This window comes from Rhodococcus sp. D-46, from assembly GCF_011290655.1.
Classification (GTDB): Bacteria; Actinomycetota; Actinomycetes; order Mycobacteriales; family Mycobacteriaceae; genus Rhodococcus_F; species Rhodococcus_F qingshengii.
Genome location: NZ_JAANTF010000010.1, coordinates 323,519 through 338,024, shown reverse-complemented (window position 1 = coordinate 338,024; position 14,506 = coordinate 323,519). Strand labels below are relative to the sequence as shown.

General features: G+C 57.5%; 10 protein-coding genes and 2 pseudogenes. 4 read left to right on the top strand and 8 right to left on the bottom strand.

Annotated elements, in window-relative coordinates:
• Positions 1-10: 10 nt before the first annotated feature.
• From G9U53_RS33700 to G9U53_RS26170, 3 genes are all read right to left on the bottom strand, one after another.
• Complete coding sequence (locus G9U53_RS33700; RefSeq protein ID WP_347570832.1) at positions 11-352, bottom strand: type ISP restriction/modification enzyme; 342 nt, start codon at positions 350-352, stop codon at positions 11-13.
• 890 nt (positions 353-1,242) lie between these two features.
• Positions 1,243-1,944, bottom strand: a complete 702-nt coding sequence (locus G9U53_RS26175) for an IS6 family transposase (protein WP_165639535.1) — start codon at positions 1,942-1,944, stop codon at positions 1,243-1,245.
• A 27-nt stretch (positions 1,945-1,971) separates the two neighbouring features.
• Positions 1,972-2,379, bottom strand: a complete 408-nt coding sequence (locus tag G9U53_RS26170) for a restriction endonuclease (protein ID WP_165639534.1) — start codon at positions 2,377-2,379, stop codon at positions 1,972-1,974.
• Positions 2,380-2,481: 102 nt separating this feature from the next.
• Here G9U53_RS26170 and G9U53_RS26165 point away from each other — a divergent pair, with 102 nt between their 5' ends.
• The 4 genes and pseudogenes from G9U53_RS26165 to G9U53_RS33360 form a co-directional block, all read left to right on the top strand.
• Positions 2,482-3,186 carry a hypothetical protein gene (locus G9U53_RS26165; RefSeq protein WP_165639533.1) on the top strand — a complete coding sequence of 235 codons (705 nt, stop codon included), beginning with the start codon at positions 2,482-2,484 and terminating at the stop codon, positions 3,184-3,186.
• 168 nt (positions 3,187-3,354) lie between these two features.
• Positions 3,355-4,373 (top strand): annotated as a pseudogene (locus tag G9U53_RS26160) (IS630 family transposase).
• 1,804 nt (positions 4,374-6,177) lie between these two features.
• Positions 6,178-7,074, top strand: coding sequence for a GIY-YIG nuclease family protein (locus G9U53_RS26155; protein WP_165639532.1), 897 nt, complete (start codon positions 6,178-6,180; stop codon positions 7,072-7,074).
• A gap of 233 nt (positions 7,075-7,307) precedes the next feature.
• A pseudogene (locus tag G9U53_RS33360) lies at positions 7,308-7,466 on the top strand (IS21 family transposase); the annotation flags it as partial.
• A gap of 23 nt (positions 7,467-7,489) precedes the next feature.
• Here G9U53_RS33360 and G9U53_RS26150 read toward each other — a convergent pair.
• From G9U53_RS26150 to G9U53_RS26130, 5 genes are all read right to left on the bottom strand, one after another.
• Complete coding sequence (locus G9U53_RS26150; RefSeq protein WP_165639531.1) at positions 7,490-8,065, bottom strand: DDE-type integrase/transposase/recombinase; 576 nt, start codon at positions 8,063-8,065, stop codon at positions 7,490-7,492.
• Positions 8,066-8,085: 20 nt separating this feature from the next.
• A complete protein-coding gene (locus G9U53_RS26145; protein WP_165639530.1) occupies positions 8,086-8,397 on the bottom strand; it encodes a transposase in 312 nt (103 codons plus the stop codon).
• A gap of 701 nt (positions 8,398-9,098) precedes the next feature.
• Entirely contained in the window at positions 9,099-9,287 is a 189-nt protein-coding gene (locus tag G9U53_RS26140) for an IS110 family transposase (protein ID WP_165639529.1), read from the bottom strand.
• Between the two features lie 255 nt (positions 9,288-9,542).
• On the bottom strand, positions 9,543-13,055 hold the full coding sequence (locus G9U53_RS34265) for a histone-like nucleoid-structuring protein Lsr2 (protein ID WP_165639528.1): 3,513 nt from the start codon (positions 13,053-13,055) through the stop codon (positions 9,543-9,545).
• A gap of 392 nt (positions 13,056-13,447) precedes the next feature.
• Entirely contained in the window at positions 13,448-14,284 is an 837-nt protein-coding gene (locus G9U53_RS26130; RefSeq protein WP_165639527.1) for a hypothetical protein, read from the bottom strand.
• Between the last annotated feature and the right edge of the window lie 222 nt (positions 14,285-14,506).

The following is a 14,506-nucleotide window of genomic DNA, read 5'->3' as shown; positions in this document are numbered from 1 at the left end:
ACTCGATCGACTACATCGCGATCGCTGCTCCGAGCGAGTCGACGATCTTCATTGTCTCCACCGCCACGGTGGTGATCCACTCGATCAACTCGACGATGTAGGTCGGGTCGTTCTGCTCGTCGCACCAGTCATTCGGGTCGTGCACGATGGCCGACGCTTTGTCCGTCTTGACCTGGTAGCGGTCGATGATCCACGCCAACGCCAACCAGGCGCCGAGCATGTACCGCTCAGCCTCCTCCGGGATGCCGCGATGGTGACCTTCGGGTTTGTAGACGAGTGTGGTGCGGTCGTCACGTTCTTGCCGGTATCGGGGTCTTTCTTCTTGCCCCACTTCATTTTCGATACCCGTCACGTCTCACCGTCGCCAGTGGATGCACCCGTCTTGAGTCGTACATCACGGGGATACGGCTCGACCATCTCGTAGTCGACGTGCAGATCTGCCAGGCTATGACCGGCAGAGACATTCGTTGGTTAGCTGCCAATTTCACCGTGTGGAAAGTCCGATCTCGATTCGTTGATGCTTCCCCACCTCGCAGTCGCCGTCGCCGTGTGTGCAAGTTCGTTTGCGGAGCAGGTCGAATCCGGCGCGTCCGTACATTTGTCGTTTGAGCATCTTGATTCGGTTCACGGGCCTTCGACAGCGCCGGAACTACAGGGCAGGGTCAGCCCGTTACGGACGGCGGCGTGGTCGGTGTCGAGGCCTCGAACGAAGCGATGCAAGTGCGGCAGATCATCTGCTGCGACGGCAGCCATCCACGAGTTCAATTGTTTCCAAGGCGTTCGGTGAGCATCTCCGCGAACGAAGTGACATGCCCTGCAGTTGCTTCGAGATGTGGGCACCTGGCGAGGATCTGTTTGAGCCTGATCTGCTCGTCGTCGGTGAGGTTGTCTTCGGTGACGCAACATCTGTGAGGTGATCCGACGGACCTTCGGAATTTGCCTTTTGGCTGGCGCAGCGCAGATGGTGCGCAGCGGTCTCAAGTAGTCGCGGACGGAGCTGTAGCTGCCGCGATATCCCAATGTTCGAAGCTCTTCGTAAAGTGCAGCAGCGGAAGTGCATCCGTCGTTGAAACGCTCGTGCAGGTGGACGGCGAACTCTCCTGTCGCGTCGCATGTACTTTCGCGGCGGACTGCCTCAGTTGCTCCGACGCGGTGCGTTCGATCGAAGGTTCAGGGGTGCTGTCAAGTCGTTTTAGATGCAGCAGTTTTCGGTCACAGCAGGGCATCACATAGAGCGGTCGGTCAAGCAGTGAGGGACTGTTCGGTGACCTGATCCCACATCTGGACTCGGGCGGCTAGTTCGGTGCGGTGATCGGTGGCGGTCATCCGATGACGGGGTGGTCGCAAGTGCGGAGAAATGCGACTGAACGAGGCCAGGAATCGTTGGGCCGCAACGACAGTGCGGAACCCTTTCATCGCCCGTTCGCGTTGCCGGGTCGGTTGGTGGGAGTTCTCGCACCGATTGTTCGAATACTTGTTTTGCCGGTGCTCACTTGTCGACATCGTCTCCCGGTGCGCGACCTGGTAGGAGGCGAGTTTATCGGTGACCAGTACCCGCGTCCGACGGCCTTGCTTCTTCAGAAGCTTCCTGAAGAACCTGGTCGCGGCACTGCCGTCCCGCTTACCATGGATGAGGATGTCAAGCACGTTGCCGTCTTGGTCCACTGCCCGCCAGAGATATTTTCGGACTCCGCCGATCTTGACGAACACCTCGTCGAGATGCCACTTGTCGCCAGTCTGTGGTTGGCGTCGGCGCAGCCTGCGGGCATATTCGGGCCCGAACCTTGCGCACCAGGTTCGGATCGTCTCGTACGTCACTTTGATTCCACGGGCCGCCATCAGCAGCGCGACCTCGCGAAACGAGAGGGTGAACCGGTGGTAGAGCCATACGCAGTGGGAGATGATCTCCCTCGGAAACCGGAACCCCTTGTATACGGATGACACCTGCAGATCATCTCAGTTCAGGTATTTTCAACAACTTGACAGCACCGGTGAGACTGGCTTCGAGGTTGCCTGTGACGCCTTCACGAACGCCTGTGCATGACTGTTCGCCGGAGTCATTGCACCCACCGGGTCATAGACAAAGAGACGCATCCCAACTTGATCGGCATAGGTCACCGCATCCTTGGTGTATCTCGACGCGGCAAAGAAGAACAGTTCCTTCGATGTATCCGTACCCCGAGATCCGAACAACTGCTGCATCTCGGGTCTGCTGGCTGCTGCACCCTTCCACTTGAACTGCGCCAACGCTCGCTTCGAGCTGACATCTATGCCACCGTCAGCGCCGCCAGTTGTAGCGACGGCATCCAAGTAGTCCCATGACTTCATGACCTCGGCGGCGTTCAACTCAGCTTCATGTGGAGTGGTGATGTACTGCATTTTTTTCCATGTTCGCACACATGTTCGAATGATGCCATCGTCGCAGATACAGTGGGACGTAGTTGAAAGGAAGCCTCTACGTCCCGCTGCTAACATCCGGAAATGATTCTTCTTACGGCTGAGGCCGTAGCGACTGCCACTACAATCGCGCCAACACCGACATGGGTTCTACTGTCAATCTCGGCTGCTGGTGCAGCGCTTGGTGCAGGAGTTGGCGGGTTCGCAACTTACAAGACCGCGCGAGTCACTGACAAGCACAAAGCACAGCGAGATGATCAGCTCGCATTGAAGGCCGAGATCCGGGCTTTGTCCGTCAAGTTCTCTGCCACATGTACTGATCTCTACATGACAACAGTTGACTCCCAACTGAACTCGACCGAGTTGAACGGACAGATGGCCTACATCGCCTCTGTGTTCGAGATGATGAAGGATCACCAATCAGGCTTGATAGATGCAGAGGAGGCAAGCAAGCGCGCCAGTGCATTCGCGCAAGGACCTCCAGAGAACCCCATGGATGGACTTCTCGGGAAAATTACCGCACTAACCGAAACGCCAAAGAAAATCGCACCCTTGACCTTGATCATTAATGAACTTCGGCTTGTCGCCCCAAACGATCTACTCGATCGTGCCTCAACAGCCAGCGAGCTACTAATTCGTCTGGTGCTCAACATGGAAGGGCCAGAAAAAAGGAAAGAGATTGGCAAACAGTACGAATCTGCCAGCAATGACTTCACGAATGCTGTTAGAAAATACCTCGATCTCCCCGCATACGTCATAAAGAGCGAGCGCACCACGCGCCCGGTTTGACCCAGATTTGAAACAAGCCAGCCGTAATTGATGAGCGAAAGACCGCCCTACTCAGGCGGTCTCGCGTCGTCCTAGTGTCGCGCGCCTAAAGTTCTTTGACAGTTCCGTTTGAGATACTTCAGGCATGCGGATTAAGCCCCTGATCTTGCGCGACGGCGACGATATCGAATTGGCAAAGCGGATGGGTCGAGATCGATCCCCTCCGGTGCGGCGCAGCGGGCGTGAATTATCTCGCTCGCATCTCAAGGAGAGTCGAATTCGTCGATCGCGGAATTGGTCGGGGTGTCGCGGCCGACAGTGATTTCCTGGCGCGCCCGCTACGACGCGGACGGGCTGGCCGGCCTCGAGGACGATCCGCGCTCGGGCCGGCCCCGGAGCCTCGACCACCGGGAGATCGTCTCCGCGACCCTGATGCCGCCGCCAAAGAAATATGGTGTCACACACTGGAGTTCACGCCTGCTCGCAACACACTTGGGGATCGGGTACGGGACGGTTGCACGCATCTGGCGTGAATACGAGTACAGCCTTGGCGCAGTGAGACATTCAAGTTCTCCACCGACCCCGAGTTGGTCGCGAAGGTCACCGACATCGTCGGCCTGAACTTGGAGCCACCGGAGAACGCGATAGGGCTCTGCGTGGACGAAAAATCGCAGATCCGAGCCTTGGATCGGACCGCGCCGACATTGCCGATGCAGATCGGGATCCCCGAACGTCAAACCCACGACTACGTCTGCAATGGCACCACCACCTTGTTCGCGGCGTTGGAGATCGCAACCGGAAAGGTGACCGGGATCTGCCGGCACCGGCACCGTCACCAGGAGTTTCTGGTGTTCCTCAAACATGTCGACCGGGCGTATCCGGATCAGGAACTGCATCTGGTGATGGACGACTATGCCACTCACAAAAAGCAGGAAGTGCGGGACTGGTTGGCGGCGAACCCGCGAATCCACACCCATTTCACTCCGACGTCGGCGTCGTGGATGAACCTTGTTGAGGTGTGGTTCGGCATCATCGAGCGCCAAGCGATCCACCGCGGGACCTTCCGCAATGTTCGTGAGCTCACGAGCAAGATCCGAGACTTCATCAACGGGTGGAATCCACGAGCCGAGCCGTTCGTCTGGACGAAAACCGCCGAGCAGATACTCGCGAAAGCTGACCGTAAAACAACTTCAAACTCGGGGCACTAGTTTAAGACATATGGAAGATTAAGTCACGAAGGTTGATAATTCCGTTCCAAATGTGTCAGCACACAAACACTGGTACAGTGTCGCAATGCAAAGAGACTATAGCGACGAAGAAGTGGCAATGAGTGCCAGAGATTACCTTCGCGACAGCCGGATAAGTAACATGCACCTGGACCTCTACCTGGCGATATCAATAACGCTCGGACTGGGAGTCTTAGTCTCTTGCCTAGCCGTTGCACTACAACTGCAAGAGTATCTGTTTTCAAACCCCACTGCTCTATCGCTTTGGATATTCAGCATCACTTTATCGTTGGTGGTCATACTCTATGGGTTCGCCGGGCATAAAACCGCGGTACGTAAAAGAATGTATTACTGGAGGGCTCTAGATGAATACAACAGGCAGTATGAAGAGTACCGTAAACTCCTAGCGCATCAGCGTGCATCTCACGATGTGCAGCTACAGGGAACGCGTCATCGCCACCAGTTAGATTCCGACGACAAGATCACCTCCGAATCTAGCGACTCGGGGGCGTGGCGTGACTAGCTCTAACCACCCTGGGCTATCACCTGACCCAGAAATGGGAGGAGTGTTCGCGGACATCGCGCCAACTCTGACTCCCACACCGCCGCCCACGCTGCTACCGACAATAAGTCAATCCCCCGCTGTTGTGCCGCCTGTTGCACCTACTCCACCGCCGACGCCACCAACCCCGCCAGCGCCTCCAGTCCAATCTGCTTCGCTTTTAGACAGAGTGGTCGTCCCGATTGCGATCGCCCTGATCGCTGGCGCCTGTACGGTATTGGCCACACTGGTTGCTGGAGCAGACAAACCCGCACCACTGAATTGCATGGAACAACGACAGCAAGCACTGGAAATCAGCGTGCAGCATCCAGATTTCCGTCTCCGCGAGAGTGATCCAGCTCAGGACCAGTGCTATATCAACCAACTGCTCGAATCGAAGTAATGACTACTTGATCTTTCAGCGCAATAGAGGATCAGCTGGCCTTTGTTCGAACCTCTCCCGTGTCGCCTTGCGATTAGGTGACACGGATCACCTATCTCGCCCCAAAATATCACCATGGCAGCTACCCCAAATATCACATAAACTGTCGGCAGCGCTCGTATTCCGCAAATCGAAGACGGAATCGCGCTAACCCGATAGGGTTTCTCATGGATATTACGAATTTGTGGCGACCCTCAGGAAGCATCGCCCGGCGGGTGAACGCCCACGATGTGAATTGCACTCCGCGGTCGGAATGAATCAAAGTGCCGGGGGTCGGGCCCCGATTCGAAATGGCCATTCCTATAGCGTTCGTCACCAACGTCGCCGTCTGAGAACTGTCGATAGTCCACCCGCCGACCCGCCTCGAAAACGTATCCATGGATAACGTCGGGGCATCGTGGACCTCTCTCGGGTGCATCAATACCTGAAGTAAAACAAACGAACTCCGGAAAACTCGGGGTACATCAAGGTCTCCGGAAACTCCGGTGCGATTCATCCTGCGCATGTTTGGCGATGACTGATTGCCAGTATTCAACACGCGCCACGTTCGACATTTGACCGTTCGGCAGTGCGCTCGCGGTCTGAATAAATAAAAGTCCCGTAGCCTCCCACCAGTGCGAACAGTCCCCACGCTTGACGTTGATCTCCTCAACATCGTTCCAATCGCAGTGAGCTACCAAGACGATCCCGAGAAGTCCAAAGTTGCTCTGCGGATGATGATTGGCCGGCTTGGTTCCATGTGTCTTCAATATGACACGTACGGGTTATTCCAGCAAGATGGGTCTGACGTCTAAGATTCCCGAATGGTCAATGAGCAGGGTGCGTACAGCGAGTTGTTCCCGAACATCACGTTTTCTGAACCTGACACCTTTGAGACTGACTGCGCCGCCATCCGCGCTGCTGCCGCTGGACCGATCCTCCTTAACCTGCAAGGTGTCGATCTCGGATACGCACACGGTGCTCGCTTCGGGACCACTCTGGTAGAGAAACTAAAAACCCACGAACGCCTGGACATAGCCAGTGACGAGGGCTTCAAGATCCGTGGGTACATCTACCTGATCGAGTTCGATTCGGGCTGGATCAAGCTTGGATACACCACCGACCCGTTGACTCGGATAAACAAGCACGTCAAAGGTCTGTGCAGAGTCCACTCGCTGAGAATCAACCAACTGTGGCTATCAGTACCAACGCTCTACCCCATGAAGGTCGAGGACGAGCTTCGGCAACATGCAGTGAAGTCTGACGGTAGGCGAGTCGATAGGAAGACCGAAGACAAGATGGGTGAGGGCGAGACCTTCGATGGACTCGACTTCGACACCATGGTCAACGCTGCCGGCCAACTGGAATACACGCCCGTCACAGCAGAGAACATTGCCGTTGCGCTGGCTGAACGGCGTAACTACCAGTATGAGTTTGATATTCGGCACGCGATCTACCCACACCTGCGAGAACATCGCAGCTTGGATGGGTTCGTTGTGCCGATCACGCGCTTCGACGGACCAAGCATCAGCAAGGCACCACTGACCGAATGGGATCTGACGACCGTCGATGGACTCACGCACCTACTCGATACAGGCATCATCAACTGGCGGGCATACCTAGCGGACGAACCTGAGCCCGTCGCGGCAATCGAGGTGCCTCAGCGGGTCGGGTTGATCGCGCGAGTTGTTCGGATGTTCAGACGTGATCGCCAGCGGTAGAGGCGGTTTCAATCGGAATACCCGCTTACTCATCCCACTTCTCTCGACCGCATTGACACCAGTTGCGACCTTTGAAGAACACGTGTTTATGACAGCCTGATTCGAGACCACCTGACGGCCAGACCCAGACCCATCTGCGACTCGCCGGACCGGTAGTGACGGTTTGAGCTGAGCCCACCTCAGTGTTGTGGCATCTGGCTTTTTCGGATGCCAGCAACTGCTGGAGGGCAGTGATGGAGACTCGAATGGAGTTGTTCGCCCGCATTCGACGTGATGCCCCGGTCGAGGGGTGTTCGATTCGGGAGTTGGCCCGCCGTCATCAGGTCGGCCGGGTAACGGTGCGGATGGCGTTGGCGCAGGCGGAGCCGCCACCGAGAAAGACCCCGGTGCGCTGGCCAGGTTTCGCTGTGATGGATCAACCCATCACCGACCCGATGTCCGCCGTGATCGCGTCGCCACAAGCCATCTTCAACGCCGTGGTGACCATTGCCGTGTCCTTCGCCGTCGAAGCATGCCACCCGACGATTGCCCGAGAAAAGCAGTCGATCACGAATACGACGTAGACGAACCCCGGCCACGTTCGGCAATAAGTGAAATCAGTAACCCATGTGCGGTTCAGAGCTGCAGCGGTGAAATCACGATCGAGCAGGTCGGGTGCCCGCCGACTGTCCTTACCGCCTGGAATCGTGGTTCGGTGCTGCCGGCCCCTGACCACCCCGTTCAGTCCTTCGTCGCGCATCAAACGGTCGATGATGCAGGCAGCGACGTGGTGGCCTTTGCGGCGCAGATAGGCCGTCATCTTTCGGCGACTGTACAACCCTTCGGCAGTGCCGATCGTGGACCGCAGTTCCTCGGTGAGGTGGGCGTCGGTGACCGTCCTTGCAGATGGCGGCACGGTTTTCCAGTTACGGTACGTGCGTGGGGCGACCTGAATTCCTTGTGCGGTGAGCACCCTGCAGATCGACTCGACCCTAAAATTCTGTGCACGCATTTCGTCGATGAACTGGACTATCAGCGGCGGCGAGGGTCGAGTTCCCTCGCGAAGAAAATCGATGCCGACTTCAGAATTTCGTTGGCTTCCTTGAGATCTCGGTTCTCACGCTCGAGATCTTTGATGCGTTCCTGTTCCGCAGAAGTAGCACCGGGAACTTGGTTGGCATCAATCTGGGCCTGCCTCGTCCAGTTCCGCAACGACTCGGCGCCGGTACCGAGTTTCGGGCCTATCACCTGACATGCCGAGTACACGGACCGATATTCGTCGGGGTGGTCGAGGACCATCTTGACGGCTCGCTCACGCTGCTCGGGCGGGTAACGCTTGGGCATGATCTGCATCCTTCACAAAAAAGGAAGCGGCATCAAACTCGGCACGATTCACGAGTTCCCTCCCACAGGTCTGGATGTTTGTTTTGACCGAATTCAACCGTCCACCCGCGCAGACGGGTGCTGCTCGGCGCCGCCTCGACGACGGCTGCGGACGCCGGACTCACTTACGCTCAACCCGCCAAAGTCGACGCCTATCTGCCACCGGGGAGACAGTCAACCGCCGGGTGGGCGGCCGAGCAGGCCCATGTCTGCTTTGGATTTAACATTCGACATTTCGGATTCGGACAATCGATGACTGAATCGCATGTAAGTGTCTATATTGGCCGGCCCGGGGCTGGCTCACAGGATAGGTGTCGTCGCTACAACGCCGTGTGACTCATGAATCGCTTTGCTCCTTTTCAGACGCATTGGCCGGGGTTTGTCCACTCTGTTGTGGCGGCGACGTACGGTCCGGTCCTGCTTCGGTGGCTTGATGAGAAGCTTGTCCGACCCCGTTGCCGCGAGATCGTGGCCCATTGCAGGCCTGCCTCGAAGTGCCCTTTTTCGTCCGACGGGCGACAACGACGTCGCCCGTCGGAAAGTACATCCGTCGCTATACCCATCGTCGCAGATCTCGTGGTGTTCGAAGAGCCGCTTTGATCTGACGTGAGGGGATACCAACACTGCGAGCCCCGCAGCGATCAATACCTTCAGCGACCGGCCTATCGCCGCGCTCGATTGCTACCCTTGGTCACTCCTGCCTTACGGAACTTCGACACCATCACATGCAGCGCTTGGCTGTCATGTGTGACATCGAATCGTTCGATCACCTTGCTGTCGGCGCCGAGGACGCTCACCGCGTGAAGCTCAGCGGCCCAGTCGATCCCAGCCACCACACTCGATTCCTGCATATGCACCTTCTCCGCCTCGTCGGGATGCTTCACCAGGTGGCAGGCGTTGGTGCTGGTCGCTCACTGCACGGCGCTCGAAGCGCACGGCTCTATCGCCAGTTTCAACGCCGGGCCGCCGGGTCCTGCAGTACTTCTATCGGCCCTCGAAGGGCGAGTATCTACAGCAGTGGCCCAGCGGCTACCGGGTTGCGCACCAACCACCATTCCAAAAGGCCGTCGGTACGACCATTGTTGTTCAGTGCGCATCCCGGAGTTTCACCCTTGGACGCCGAGACTTGTTCGTTGGTCGACGAGTCGAACGCGAACGCTGCGTCGACGGTCCGTTCGGAGGATCACCTTCAGCCGTTCATTCGTTTCCGATGTCTCGGCTCTGGAGAGAGCGCCCGCAAGTGTGCGGCGCACTCTTACCTCAGGATCACGGGCGAGCCGTCTTGCAAGCCGCTCGTGCTGCGAAGTGTCGCGACCGCATAGTACCGCGGCGACCTGCCGAACAAAGACGCTACTGCTAGCCGCCAGCTGTTTAACCGGGGCGTCCGCGGCAAGTGATGGCGGGAGTCCGTTTAGGACGTGAGCTGCCGAATAGAGATCGTCTGCCTTGCCGCTTTGGAGAAGGTCAAGTGTCTGATCCAAGACCCACGAGTACTGGTCATTGGTTTCTGCTGACGTTAGCGCGAGAAATAGTGCTGGGCCGCGAAGGGACGTCGGTCCAAGATCTACGTAGTCCGTACCGAGAGGATCGTTCGGGAAGGCACCATCGTGGGCGCTCCCGTCCTGTTCGCCCTCTACGAATGCGGCACAACTTGAAAAAACCTCTGCGCGGGTTGAGTTCGGAAGAGCCTTGACCAAAGTGCTCGCTCCGACCAGAGCATCTCGCCGGTTCTGCGCTACCTCGCCGTTGTCGCCTGCGATCACCAGGAGCTTTCGCAGGCAAGCTTCGCGGTCAGAAGCCTTTAGCCCCAGCACCAGAGCTGCGTCAGCCCCTACGTGGAGTCCATTATTGCCATGACTTGGATCGGGCTCGGGGCGCTCAAGAATCCGATCACGGGCAGCCTCGGCGGCAACACGAAATTCAGTGCTCTCTGGGGCGATAGCCTGCAAGACTTCCGTCGCCGGGTATCTGTCGTCAGCCGCAAGCTTCCGCACACGCTCGTTAAGCGCCGCGCGCTCGGGATCGGTGAGAAAGGAATTGAGATCGGGCATCTCGATAGCTATGGTGTGTCCCTCGGCGCCCAACAACGCGAGTACATCAGGCTTCTTCAGCGCCATCAATGCGTCGTGAGTGTCATTGTCGGCGAGATCAAAGAGGCGCTCCAGCGCCGCCAGTGTCAGTTCCGGGTAGGTGGTCGCGATCGATACGCACGCCTGGGCGTGCGCGGCGTCGCTGTACCGGTACTGGTGACGCTTGCGCGGCACGTCGTCCTTAAGGAGATCCAGAATCTCCTTTGCCTGTTCGACGGACCCCCGGCCAGCCAATGCACAAGCAGCCTTTGCAGCTTCGAGCGACAGGGATTGCTGCAGGTCCTGGAGTAATTTCCCAGATCGCCCGCATCGAACCAACTCCACAAGTTCGCTCAACCGAGACGATGCCACGCTGTCGTCGAGAAGATCGACTTGTCCACCGAGAATTTTGCACCGGCCTCGCAGCTCCCACCACGGTGCTCCACTCAGTGCACCGACGGGCAGAAGGTCGTCACCGACCGCCTCGATGAGCCTATCGAGCTTCTTTGTGCTACCGGCCTTCATATAGCACGTGGCTGCGCGGTCCGGCTCAGAATTCTTCTCGTATAGATCACCAAGCAATTCCCACGCTTGGCCTTCCTCTGCCCAATGCGCCGTGACAATACTGTCGACAAGCCACCGTCGGGTGGCGACCATTGCAGCAAACTCCGGCTTGCGCACAATTTCATTGAGTGCATTCTCACGGACATTTCGATACCGAGGCAAGAGACGCTGATCTGGAGTGATTCTCAGAGACTGTGCTGACCAATGCTCTTCGTCTGGGCCAAACTCCAGCGGGCCGTACGCAAATTTCAACCGTCTAATTGAGTACAACCACCATGCTGCATCCTCGAGCAAACCGGCCTGTACCCCGATATGGACCGCATCGCGCCAGTTCTTTTCGACTTTACGTACAAGACTCTTCGCGCTGGATACAGGGGGGTTGAGCGAACGCCATCGTGCTTCTCGGGCATGGACAAGTGCGGAGAGTTTCTTGTCCGATATCTTGAAATTTGCTGCCTGCCAAAACAGCTCGTCTCGTTCCTCGCCATCATACTCGGATACAAGAAGCCGCAGCCGAATCACCAAGTCGTCGACGCCGTGAATCGGCGTTCGTTTCGACTGTACAAGTACCCCTCTGAGCAGGTCGTCGAGCTTGAAAATTTCAGCGGCCGCGTCCGCGAGCATCGACTCTCCCAGCAACAGCACGAGAAGAGGCTGGTACTCCGGAACGAACTTCAACGATGCATCTTGAAGAGCTTCGAGGAATGCACCTGATTCGCCGACAGGATTGCCAGAGATCTCTGTAGCTGCACGTATCAACTCAACGTGACGCCTGACCTGGGCCGACCTTTTTCGGAGTTTGCCGCTCACGCGAGAGAGAAGATCCTCTCCGACAAGTTCTTCCAGTTTCCTTCTCATTCGGTCGGCCGTGTCGTAGTCCGCGTGATGGAGGCTAACTGCCGCCAGACCGCCAGCGAGCGCAGCTGCCTCCTCAAGTCGTTCTGCGGCGACCAGTGCATTGAACTGCTTTTCGCGAAGTGAAACAGCATGTGCCCGAAAGCCCTTGTCATGAAGGATCTCGGCCGCAGACGCGAAAAAACCGGCCGCCTTCTGCGGATCGGAACCTTCAATTGCAACAGCCGCCTCGTTGAGGAGCGCTGTGACGGCGCCTGTCTCCAGCGGACCGCCAAGCAAGTACTCAGCCTGCAGCACCCTGTCAGGAGGAGATGCCGCAACTCCACGTTGCGTTACGTCCGTGCAGAAGTCCCTGGCGGTCTCACGCGTCCAGAACTCTGCCACGATATCTTCACGCCGTCTGAGAACGTCGTTGATCCTCTCCGAACCCCACAGCTCCAGTTTGAGCTTCGGATGTTTTTTCTGGAGGGCATCGCGCTCGTCGGTGAATTCAGTCCGCTGAGTTGAGGAGCTCATTGCCACGATGAAGCGGTAAACCGAAGACTTGAATGGCAATTTGCCCTTTACGAACGTCTCAACCGCCTTTCGCAACTTAGACGGGGTGAAGGACGTCCCAAAGTAGTCCTTACATTGCACGACACTGTAGCGCCCGTCGGGTTCCTCAATAGCAAGATCGATTCCGTGCTGCGTCTGCCCCTGTGTGCCGTACCTGTAAACCTGAACGTCCTCTATTCGGATCAAATCCTTGCTCACTCTAAACGTGAGCTTCTCGAATCGATCCCACCCGATGTTGAGGTCTAAGTCACCGCCGAGTAATCGACGATCTGACATGGAACCATTGGGCAGCATAAAGACCTTGCCCGGATCATCCATGAGCTGTACCCAGTTCGCTGGTTTACTCGCCGTAGTCTTGATCGCCTTCTTCGCGGTCGCCTTCTTCGCGGTCGCCTTCTTTGCCGGAGCGTTCTTCGCTGCGGCCTTCTTCATCTGAGCCTCGTAGAAGGATTGCTCGATCCCGGCAGGGATCCGGCCGCGAGAGGAAACTTCGTAGCCCTCATCGACAGCCCACTCGCGAATTTCCTTGGCCGTCGCCTTCGCCGAACTTGAGGAACCCCTCGGCAAAGCCGCCATCTTGTACTCCTTCTTGCAGGGTAATTGTTGAACGCACACTATCGGCAGACTTATCTAGACGATCAGGATGCTCTGGGACAAACATTGCGCCAAGCTTAGTTCGGCCTATGACTGCTCGAATGCTCTCACAGCCTTCGGCAGAGGAGATGCACAGCTTGAATTCCGCCCAGTGCCACACGCTCTCGGTCGCATGTCGCCGTGGCTAGGCCTTGAACGAGGGCATGCTCGGACATCGGGATGCCCTCGGGGCGGTCGTCGATCGCCGCGGGCGGGCAGAACCGCCAACAAAGCTGGTGGATGTCTCGCGATAGTGTTCACTTGAGCAGAAGGATCACACCCGCGCACTTACGTGCCTGAACTGCAGCGAGGAATCTCTTGTAGGGCGATGCGATCTACCCGAAATGTTTGATCTCGTTCACGACCGCCTCCGCCGACTCCTGATCGATTCCGGTGTCGTCTGTCGCGATGAGTACGTTGCGGACATCCTCGGTCCCACTCACTCGGGGTGGGACCGACGAGTAGCCCATATCCTGTACCACTACCATTCCGTCCAGCCCTGCCCGCTTCGCTGCTGGACCGAGGTCGAGAAACCTATGTTTCCGTTGTCGACCGGCCTTGGCTTCGACCGCCACACGCTTGCCGCTCGGCAGAGTCACCACAGCATCAGGGCGGAGTGCGGGGAAAGCCGGGTGACGTTCAACCGCGCCAGTCCCGAATGCCTCCACAAGCAGTTTCTCCACGTTCTGCTCATGCCGGATTGAGTGCGCCGTCAGCAGATTAGATTCGGAGGCTCGTACTGCCGGAGCATGGGACGCCCCGCTGCCCGTCGACGCCGGCACACTGATCGGCACGCTACCGGTATTGATTGTGGCCTCCCATTGGGAGATGGCCTCTTGGTACTTCAGGTACGAGTCGGCAGCCGCACCGCGAACAGCCTCCGACTCGCTTGCCATGAGGTCTTTCATTGCCACAACGGATACGACTGCGTCCTCGATTGCTTCGTGCTCGATACCGTCTTTCCCTATCCGTTCAGGCACTCGCCCCGTGAGCATCATGAGGAGGAAAATTCCTCCGAGCAGCAGCAAAGCAGTACTACCGGCTTGGTTCGTATTGGCGAAAACTGAGTAGCCACCGGCAAGACCGAAAGCCAGGCCCAGCAGCCCCGACGCCGTTCGCGCCCTTTTGTTTAGGGAAATAGGTCGGTACCGCTTCGGTGCCTCGTCAGTCATAGAACGGGACTTTAGGGCATACACCCAATATCACTGCGCAGGTAGTGGCAAGAATTCGAAGGACAGGTCGGTTGTGCAAGACTCGTCGATCACCTCAGGCCACATCCGCCGCCGGCGGACGGATCTAATCAGTTGGAAAGTTCCTACGATGCGCGGACACCTCCAGCGTCAGCCTGAGTGAGTGAAGAGTTCGACAAAGTGGCATCGTGACACCCATGTAGA

Coding starts and splice junctions, on each gene's coding strand:
- G9U53_RS26150 (WP_165639531.1), bottom strand. CDS start 8,065: ATGCGTGCACAGAATTTTAGGGTCGAGTCGATCTGCAGGGTGCTCACC.
- G9U53_RS26130 (WP_165639527.1), bottom strand. CDS start 14,284: ATGACTGACGAGGCACCGAAGCGGTACCGACCTATTTCCCTAAACAAA.
- G9U53_RS26170 (WP_165639534.1), bottom strand. CDS start 2,379: ATGCAGTACATCACCACTCCACATGAAGCTGAGTTGAACGCCGCCGAG.
- G9U53_RS26140 (WP_165639529.1), bottom strand. CDS start 9,287: ATGCAGGAATCGAGTGTGGTGGCTGGGATCGACTGGGCCGCTGAGCTT.
- G9U53_RS26145 (WP_165639530.1), bottom strand. CDS start 8,397: ATGCCCAAGCGTTACCCGCCCGAGCAGCGTGAGCGAGCCGTCAAGATG.
- G9U53_RS26155 (WP_165639532.1), top strand. CDS start 6,178: ATGGTCAATGAGCAGGGTGCGTACAGCGAGTTGTTCCCGAACATCACG.
- G9U53_RS26165 (WP_165639533.1), top strand. CDS start 2,482: ATGATTCTTCTTACGGCTGAGGCCGTAGCGACTGCCACTACAATCGCG.
- G9U53_RS34265 (WP_165639528.1), bottom strand. CDS start 13,055: ATGGCGGCTTTGCCGAGGGGTTCCTCAAGTTCGGCGAAGGCGACGGCC.